8 protein-coding genes and 1 riboswitch are annotated in these 9,080 nt (G+C 59.0%); of the genes, 5 read left to right on the top strand and 3 right to left on the bottom strand.

The window, feature by feature from the left end; genetic code table 11:
- Positions 1-31: 31 nt before the first annotated feature.
- Positions 32-79: riboswitch (SAM-SAH riboswitch) on the top strand.
- Between the two features lie 7 nt (positions 80-86).
- From metK to QZ196_RS11945, 4 genes are all read left to right on the top strand, one after another.
- Complete coding sequence (gene metK / locus QZ196_RS11930) at positions 87-1,268, top strand: methionine adenosyltransferase (protein WP_296426687.1); 1,182 nt, start codon at positions 87-89, stop codon at positions 1,266-1,268.
- Positions 1,269-1,338: 70 nt separating this feature from the next.
- Positions 1,339-2,052 carry a tRNA (guanosine(46)-N7)-methyltransferase TrmB gene (gene trmB / locus QZ196_RS11935; protein ID WP_296426688.1) on the top strand — a complete coding sequence of 238 codons (714 nt, stop codon included), beginning with the start codon at positions 1,339-1,341 and terminating at the stop codon, positions 2,050-2,052.
- Between the two features lie 105 nt (positions 2,053-2,157).
- On the top strand, positions 2,158-3,507 hold the full coding sequence (aroA, locus tag QZ196_RS11940; protein WP_296426689.1) for a 3-phosphoshikimate 1-carboxyvinyltransferase: 1,350 nt from the start codon (positions 2,158-2,160) through the stop codon (positions 3,505-3,507).
- The gene (locus QZ196_RS11945; protein ID WP_296426690.1) at positions 3,507-4,121 is read left to right on the top strand and encodes a d(CMP) kinase; all 615 of its coding nucleotides are present in this window, start codon (positions 3,507-3,509) and stop codon (positions 4,119-4,121) included. Before aroA ends, QZ196_RS11945 begins: the two co-directional genes overlap by 1 nt.
- Before the next feature lie 267 nt (positions 4,122-4,388).
- Here the strand turns inward: QZ196_RS11945 and QZ196_RS11950 are convergent, their stop codons facing one another.
- On the bottom strand, positions 4,389-5,645 hold the full coding sequence (locus tag QZ196_RS11950) for a DUF2254 domain-containing protein (RefSeq protein WP_296426691.1): 1,257 nt from the start codon (positions 5,643-5,645) through the stop codon (positions 4,389-4,391).
- A 401-nt stretch (positions 5,646-6,046) separates the two neighbouring features.
- Between QZ196_RS11950 and rpsA the strand changes: the two genes are divergently transcribed.
- Complete coding sequence (gene rpsA / locus QZ196_RS11955) at positions 6,047-7,720, top strand: 30S ribosomal protein S1 (RefSeq protein WP_296426692.1); 1,674 nt, start codon at positions 6,047-6,049, stop codon at positions 7,718-7,720.
- 100 nt (positions 7,721-7,820) lie between these two features.
- Here the strand turns inward: rpsA and QZ196_RS11960 are convergent, their stop codons facing one another.
- Positions 7,821-8,222, bottom strand: coding sequence for a cytochrome c (locus QZ196_RS11960; RefSeq protein ID WP_296426695.1), 402 nt, complete (start codon positions 8,220-8,222; stop codon positions 7,821-7,823).
- 122 nt (positions 8,223-8,344) lie between these two features.
- Complete coding sequence (locus QZ196_RS11965; RefSeq protein ID WP_296426697.1) at positions 8,345-8,734, bottom strand: VOC family protein; 390 nt, start codon at positions 8,732-8,734, stop codon at positions 8,345-8,347.
- Between the last annotated feature and the right edge of the window lie 346 nt (positions 8,735-9,080).

The following is a 9,080-nucleotide window of genomic DNA, read 5'->3' on the forward strand; positions in this document are numbered from 1 at the left end:
CCGCGCAACCCACGGCATAGACGTTTCCTCGGTTCTGTCACAACGGCTTCCTGACGTGGCAGTGGATTACACTGGAGCACTTCCCCATGACGCGCAAAGACTATATTTTCACCTCGGAATCCGTTTCTGAGGGGCACCCGGATAAGGTGTGTGACCGGATTTCAGATGCTATTCTGGATGCATTCCTGACCGAAGAGCCGGAGGCACGCGTTGCGTGCGAAACATTCGCCACGACGAACCGCGTTGTGATCGGCGGAGAGGTAGGTCTGTCGGATAAGGCAAAGTTGAAAGACTATATGGGGCGTGTCGACGGCATCGCCCGGGCCTGCATCAAGGACATCGGCTATGAGCAGGACAAGTTTCATCACGCGACTTGCGAAATCACCAATCTGTTGCACGAACAATCCGCGCATATTGCGCAGGGCGTGAATGGGACCGCCGACAAGGACGAAGGCGCGGGCGATCAGGGCATCATGTTCGGTTTCGCCACGACTGAGACGGATGCGCTTATGCCAGCACCGATCCAATATGCCCATGCAATTCTGCGCCGGCTGGCAGAGGTGCGCAAGTCGGGCGAAGAGCCTACACTGCGCCCCGATGCCAAAAGTCAGGTGTCACTGCGCTATGCCTATGGCAAACCCGTCGAGGTAACGTCGATTGTGCTATCCACCCAGCACCGTGACGAAAGCCAGACCAGCGCGGATATTCGCGCGATTGTCGAGCCTTATATTCGCGAAGTCCTGCCAGAGGGGCTGATCACGGCGCAGACGGAATGGTGGGTGAACCCGACCGGGACGTTTGTCATCGGTGGCCCTGACGGTGATGCGGGTCTGACGGGGCGCAAAATTATCGTCGATACCTATGGCGGCGCCGCGCCGCATGGCGGAGGTGCGTTTTCGGGCAAAGATCCGACGAAAGTGGACCGCTCAGCCGCTTATGCGGCCCGCTATCTGGCGAAGAATGTGGTTGCGGCCGGTATGGCTGAGCGCTGCACGATCCAGCTGAGCTATGCAATTGGCGTGGCTAGGCCGCTGTCACTTTATGCCGATACGCATGGCACCGGCGAGGTTGATCCCGTGGCGATCGAACGGGCGCTTTTGCAGGTGATGGACCTGACACCGCGCGGCATTCGCCAGCATTTGCAGTTGAATAAGCCGATCTATGAGCGGACGGCAGCCTATGGTCATTTTGGCCGCGCGCCTGACGCGGATGGTGGTTTCAGCTGGGAAAAAACGGACCTCGTCGATGCGTTGAAGCGCGCGGTCTGACAAAGGTGGGTTTCAACCCACCCACCTTGGGTGATTGCAGTGACGCGTCGCGCTTGTTACATCCCGCCGCATGACAAAAACCAATCACCCCTCGGGCGCACCATGGCGCAATTTTTATGGCCGGTTTCGTGGCAAGACCATCCGCGCCAGCCAACATGATTATCTTGAAAACGACCTCGCGCCGTTATCGCCGGGATCTGTGAGTTGGGAACAAAACCCCAGCCGCAATCCAATCGACCTGCAGGCGCTTTTTCCCGGCAGAGAGGTCTGGCTTGAGATCGGGTTTGGCGGTGGCGAGCATCTTGTGCATATGGCGCAGCGTTACCCCGATATCGGTTTGATCGGGTGCGAGCCGTTTATCAACGGTGTTGCCATGTTGTTGGGCAAGATCCGCAAGGCGCAGGTTGACAACCTTGCTGTGCATCCCGGCGACGTGCGCGATGTGTTCGATGTCTTGCCGGATGCGACCATCAGCAAGGTGTTCTTGAATTACCCCGATCCGTGGCCGAAGAAGCGCCATCATCGCCGGCGTTTCGTGACGCCCGAGCATCTTGCACCGCTTCATCGTGTCATGAAGCCAGGTGCCCTGTTGCGGGTCGCCACGGATATTCCCGATTATGTCCGGCAGACATTGGAGCAGGTGCCGCGTCAGGGGTTTGAGTGGCTGGCAGAACGCCCCTACGATTGGCGCGTGGCCTGGGATGATTGGCTGTCTACGCGCTATGAACAAAAGGCGTTACGTGACGGGCGGACCCCGCATTATTTGACGTTCCGCAGGCGCTGATTGCGGACCCTCCGGGGGGGATATTTCCTCTCGGAAGAAGTTGGGGCGATGGACCCTGCCATTTGCCTGCGCTATCAGGCAGTAGTATTGAAAAAGGAAGCTTTCATGTCCCGCCACGGTAGCCCTATCCCGATGACATCGCACGCATGTGGTCCGCTGAGCGGGATTGCCAATGTGCCCGGTGACAAATCCATTTCGCATCGTGCGTTGATTCTGGGTGCGCTATGCGTTGGCGAGACGTGGATTACGGGTCTCTTGGAGGGGGACGATGTTTTGGATACGGCGCAAGCGATGCGTGCGTTCGGTGCGTGCGTGACGGATCACGGTGGCGGCGTTTGGTCGGTGCAGGGTGTTGGGGTTGGTGGGTTTGCCGAGCCGGACGGTGTGATTGACTGTGGCAATTCGGGCACCGGTGTCCGCTTGATCATGGGGGCCATGGCGACGTCACCTATTACGGCCACTTTTACTGGCGATGCGTCATTGAATGGTCGGCCGATGGGGCGGGTGACCGATCCTTTGGCGCTGTTTGGGGCGCAGGCGGTCGGGCGTCATGGGGGCCGTTTGCCGATGACGATCGTGGGTGCCGCTGATCCTGCGCCGGTGCGTTATATGGTTCCTGTTCCGTCTGCGCAGGTCAAATCTGCGGTGCTTTTGGCTGGTTTGAATGCGCCGGGGCAGACCGTTGTGATTGAGAAGGAAGCAACCCGCGATCATACGGAGCGGATGTTGCAGGGGTTCGGCGCAACCGTGCATGTCGCGCAAACCGATGAGGGGCGGGTGATCACGTTGGACGGCCAGCCCGAGCTGATTGCGCAGAATATCGTTGTGCCGCGTGACCCGTCATCGGCGGCGTTTCCGGTCTGTGCGGCCATTATTGTGCCGGGGTCCGATGTGCTGGTTCCCAATATCGGGCTGAACCCCACGCGGGCGGGTCTGTTCACGACCTTGCAAGAGATGGGTGCCGATTTGACCTATGAAAACCTGCGCGAAGAGGGTGGTGAGCCGGTGGCGGATCTGCGCGCCCGCTTTTCGCCCAACTTGCGCGGCGTCGTGGTGCCGCCAGCGCGTGCGGCCAGCATGATTGACGAATATCCGGTGCTTTCGGTTGTTGCTGTCTTTGCGGAAGGTGTGACCGATATGCAGGGCGTCAAAGAGCTGCGCGTCAAGGAAAGTGACCGGATCGACGCAATGGCCAAGGGCCTGCGTGCTGCGGGGGTCACGGTTGATGAGGGGCCTGATTGGTGGCAGGTGACGGGGCTTGGCCATGGTGAGGTGCCCGGTGGTGTGACGGTGGAAAGCCGGTTGGATCACAGGATCGCGATGGCATTCGTGGTGATGGGCATGGCCACGCAGCAGCCGATGCACGTGGATGATGGATCGCCGATTGCCACATCGTTTCCGGTGTTCGAGGCATTGATGGCAGAGCTTGGGGCGCAAATTGCGCGCGACTGCTGATGCGATTGACCGTCGCCATTGACGGACCTGCCGCAGCTGGCAAGGGCACGATTTCCAAGGCAGTTGCGGCGCATTTCGGCTTTGCGCATCTGGATACGGGGCTGCTGTACCGGGCCGTGGGTGCCAAGGTTTTGGCCGGGGGTGACCCGGTGGCGGTGGCCAATGCGCTGGACCCCGCCGATCTTGAGGATGAAGCGCTGCGGACCCCGGCGGTGGCACAGGCCGCAAGCGAGGTGGCTGTGATCGCGGATGTGCGCGCGGCACTTGTTGATTTTCAACGCAAATTTGCGGCGCGGGCGGATGGTGCGGTGCTGGATGGGCGCGATATCGGCACGGTCATTTGCCCGGATGCGGCCGCAAAGCTGTTCGTGACAGCCAGTGCGGAATGCCGTGCGGCACGGCGGTACAAAGAGCTGCGCGACAAGGGATTGGACGTAACGCCAGAAGCGGTGCTGGCCGATGTCAGAACACGCGATGCGCGCGATAGCAGCCGGGAAACCGCGCCGCTGATCCCGGCGGCGGATGCCGTCTTGATCGATACGTCTGACATGACGATCACGCAGGCCGTGGCCCGCGCGGTCGCGGTGGTGCAGGCGGCGCTGGATCGCGGTTAACGCCGCGCGCGCGGGGTGCGGGGGTGGCGTGGCGCGCAGGTCTGCTGACGGGGTATTTCGCAGGAAAAAAAGGGCTGCGAGACGGTGCAGAACCCGTATGGAATGCGTGCAGAAGCTGTACGTACAAATGTACGCCCATGCGGGCTGCCTCGCCGGATCGCGGCGCTGGTGTTAAGGTTTATTGAGATTTGGTTAATGCCATCTTAGCGGGACGACCCATGCCGATGCCGATGCCGGATATTGGTCGCGCGGTCACTGTGAGGCACGTCAGGTGAGCAGGCGTGCAATCTTTTGGAGGCGCGCGAAATCATCCTCCAACGACAACCGGTCTTTGGCACGGTCCAGTGCCAGCGCAGAATGGCGCCGGGCCTGTTCGTGAAAACCCGGACAGTCGAGCGTGGACAGCGACACGAAGGCCTTTTGCAGTCTGATGCCGACCTCGACGATCCCGGCACCATCGCGTGCTATGGCGGTAAAGGCGTCGCCGAACATCTCGGCCAATGACAGCGGGGGGACGATCACCCGATCATATTTTTCTTCTGTCACCTCGTCTTTTTTCATCGGCTCGGCCCATGCCGCAAAGAGCCTGACAAAACGTCCGGTGATCACAATTGCGGTGCCGTGATCATTCACGGCGGGCGACAAGGCACGGGCTGCAATTTCGGACAGAACAATGAGACCAAAGCGCGGATCATCATGGAAGTTGCGATTGCCGTCGATCACGAAAGTGTCTGCGATTTTAGCGGCGACTTTTTCGTCGATATCGCCGGGCCTGTCCAAAATCGCCAAGGGCCGACCGGGTGCAAGAAAGGCACCGGGCATCGCATCAACCATGATCCGCAGGTCATGTTCTTCGGCGAGGTGCTGCAACGCCTTGATGTCGATGTATTGCACATAGCCGATTCTGGCCGAAAACGCCGCGGTGCCTTGAAGCGTATTCGCGGATGTTTTTGCAACGCCGCCCAGAAACGGCATGAGGCGCCGCGCCTTGAGGCTGGCGAGGGCGGCCGCCTCTGCCTTGTCGATTGTCGTGCCTAATCGCCCAAGACGGGCGATATTGTCGACCCAGCGCACGAATGTCAGCACAACCCATGCAAAGATCGCCAAGGTCAGGATAAACAGCACGAAATGGCCGCCCCGGTCGTACAACCCGGTTTTCAGGGCGACGATCGACACGATGCTGAAGATGAACGCGCCGATAAAGCTGGACAGGGCTGTCTGCGAGACGTCATCGGCGAGGACAAGCGTGAAGGCGCGCGGTGTGGCCGACGCGCTTGCCGACGCATAGCTGGCGATCATGGACCCCACGGCAAAGGTCGCGACGGCCAGCATTGACGAGGAGATGATGGTGAGCAGCGTCTCGATTGTATCGGGCGTAATTTCCGGGAGCAGCGCCCCCAGCGCCCCATAGTCAGCAGCCCGCGCAAGCAGCGACGCGAAAACGGCCACGATGCAATACAGCAAGGGTCTGGCCCACAGACGCTGGTGCAATTGCAACATATAGCGGATGAAGCGCGCTTTCATGGACCCAACCTTGCAACAGCCAAATATGAGCGCCGCCTGTGGCATGACGGCAACCTGTCGCTATAATCATAATGATTTCGCGGTGTTGCGCCAGCTTTTGAATGGGTCTGCGGCAGGTGTAGGCGGGGGGGTGCCGCGCTGTACGTGGCCGGGGCGATATTGGTCCAATTCCCCTTGCAAACAAGCCTGAACGGGCCTATATGGCAGCTTGTCTAAGTGTCGATACAGGCGCGGATGTGAGACCTGAGCGGGGTCGGTAGGTTGCCGACCCTGTTGTTTTATATTCGCAAGGGCGCAACGACCAACTAAAATCCGTCCCGCCGAAGGTGGGCATTCATCTAAAGACCGGCGGAGACAACCGCACGGCCCGTATAAATGCTAGATTAGGAAAAAGCTGCCACATGGCTAACACAATGGAAGAGTTTGAAGCACTCTTGAACGAAAGCTTCGAGATGGACACGCCCGCTGAGGGTTCTGTCGTCAAAGGCAAGGTTATCGCGATCGAAGCGGGCCAAGCCATTATCGACGTCGGCTACAAGATGGAAGGCCGCATCGATCTTAAGGAATTTGCAAACCCAGGCGAAGAAGCTGAGATCAACGTAGGGGACACTGTTGAAGTGTTCTTGCGTCAGGTCGAGAACGCCCGTGGCGAAGCCGTCATTTCACGTGAAATGGCCCGCCGTGAGGAAGCCTGGGATCGTCTGGAAAAAGCCTATGCTGACGAAGACCGTGTCGATGGCGCGATCTTTGGCCGTGTAAAGGGTGGTTTCACCGTGGACCTTGGCGGCGCGGTTGCGTTCTTGCCCGGCTCACAGGTTGATGTGCGTCCGGTACGCGATGCAGGCCCGCTGATGGGTCTCAAGCAGCCGTTCCAGATCCTGAAAATGGACCGTCGCCGGGGCAACATCGTTGTATCGCGTCGTGCTATCCTTGAAGAATCCCGTGCCGAGCAGCGTGCCGAAGTCATCGGCAACCTGACCGAAGGCCAGGAAGTTGACGGCGTGGTCAAGAACATCACCGAATACGGTGCGTTCGTTGATCTGGGCGGCGTTGACGGCCTGCTGCACGTGACGGACATGGCATGGCGCCGGGTCAACCACCCATCCGAGATCCTGTCGATCGGCGAGACGATCAAGGTGCAGGTCATCAAGATCAACAAAGAAACCCACCGTATCAGCCTTGGCATGAAGCAGCTGCAGGAAGATCCGTGGGACGCTGTCGAAGCGAAGTTCAGCCTGGGTTCCGTGCATCAGGGCCGCGTGACCAACATCACCGATTATGGCGCATTTGTCGAGCTGGAAGCCGGTGTCGAGGGTCTGGTTCACGTGTCCGAGATGTCTTGGACCAAGAAGAACGTACACCCCGGCAAGATCGTTTCCACCAGCCAGGAAGTCGAAGTCATGGTTCTGGAAATCGACAGCGCCAAGCGTCGCGTTTCCCTTGGCCTCAAGCAGACACAGCGCAACCCATGGGAAGTCTTTGCCGAGACCCATCCTGAGGGGACCGAAGTCGAAGGCGAAGTCAAGAACATCACCGAATTTGGTCTGTTTGTCGGTCTCGAAGGCGACATCGACGGCATGGTTCACCTGTCCGACCTGACATGGGAAGGCCGCGGCGAAGACGTTATCGGCGATTTCCGCAAGGGCGACATCGTGCGTGCGAAAGTTGCTGAAGTGGACGTTGAGAAAGAGCGTATTTCGCTTTCGATCAAGGCCCTGGACGGTGATCCGTTTGCGGATGCTGTTGGCGGCGTAAAGCGCGGTTCGGTCATCACTGTCGAAGTGACCAAGATCGAAGATGGCGGCATTGAGGTCGAGTATGAAGGCATGAAATCCTTTATCCGTCGTTCCGATCTGTCCCGTGACCGTGCCGAGCAGCGCCCAGAGCGTTTCGGCGTGGGTGACAAGGTTGACGTGCGCGTGACCAACATCGACAGCAAGACCCGCAAGCTGGGTCTGTCGATCAAGGCACGTGAGATCGCAGAAGAAAAAGAAGCAGTTGAGCAGTTCGGTTCATCTGATTCCGGCGCATCCTTGGGCGATATCCTTGGTGCGGCTCTGAAGCGCGACGAATAAGATTATTGCCATTTGGCAAAGCAAAGGCCCCCGCATTCGGTTGCGGGGGCCTTTTTTGTTTCGCGGGACGTTCTGCGCCAAACTGGTCCGCGCCGCGAGATTATTCTTGAATTGATTCGAGGTAATCGACCAAGACGCCGACCCTGCCACGGGTGATCACCTCTGCGCCGTAGAACCCGAATTCTTCGCGCGCGGTGCGGGAATAACGGTCGCCCCAGATCGGCATGACCGTGCCATGGCTGCGTACGCCCGTGCGTCCGTCAACGATCATGAAGACCTCGAGATAGGGAAATATGCCTTCATTGGCCGCGCTTAGTCCGGTCAATCCGGGAACTTCGACATTCATCAATGACGCAAACGGCCCATCGCCCATCGCTGTCTCGCCATGACAGACGGCGCAAGCCACCATATACTCTCCCTGACCCGCGCTTTGGTCTTGCGAAAAAGCAGGACCAGCAAGGCTGGCAATCAAACTAGCGGCTATCAAGTGGTTCATGGACATGTTGCGCTCCTTTTTGCGTGCGGTTGACCGCATGGCTGGGAAATCCGGCCCGCTAGCTTACCGTCTGCCTGACACGGTACTGCATCGGCTGCGGCCCCAATTGATTTTTATCAGGCGATACATCAGCTTGCGGAAAGGGTAGGCGGGGCCATCAGGCAAACCGATGAGCCTGCCGGGTCACTGATCATGCAGACACGGCCCATCGCAGGGACGTCTTGCGGCGGCGCGACGATCTGGCCACCGAGGTTTTCGACGTTCGCCGCAAGCGCATCGACATCGTCCACCTCGATATATGTGGACCAAAATGGGGCGTGGTTCTTGGTGTAGTCGGTCAGCGGGTCCGTCATGCCTGCTATGTCTTTTCCCGTCAGCCGGAAAAGCGTGAGGATGCTCATCGGCTCCATATCGGCCAGTCCGCGATTCCAGCCGAGGAGCTTTGAGAAGAACTCGTTCGATTTGGCCTGATCGCTGGCAAGTAATTTGGTCCAGTCAAATGTACCGATTGGTGGCATGGTCGGATTCCCCTGTTTGCGCATTCAAGGTCAACCTAGGGTGTGGCTGTGCGGCGCGGTTGAGCCAAATCAATCAAACGCAGGGTCATGCAGCGTATTTTTTTGGTACGGACCGGGGGCCCTTGCATCAGCGAAGCGGCGGACAGGATCGGCAGGTTTTGACCGCCTGCGTTGTGCCGTGAATGGCGCAGGTGCGTCAGGCGTGTTTCAGGGCGGGCCGACAGGGCGGCGCAGGGGCGATTCTAAGCCCTAAAATGCGATGTGCGAAAATGGCTGAAACCTTGTGTTATCAGGCTTTTGCAGTCTGCCGAACGCAATGGGATCTTGTCTGACCCAATGAATTGGT

Origin of the sequence: Yoonia sp., from assembly GCF_017854565.1 — a bacterium.
GTDB lineage: Bacteria > Pseudomonadota > Alphaproteobacteria > Rhodobacterales > Rhodobacteraceae > Yoonia.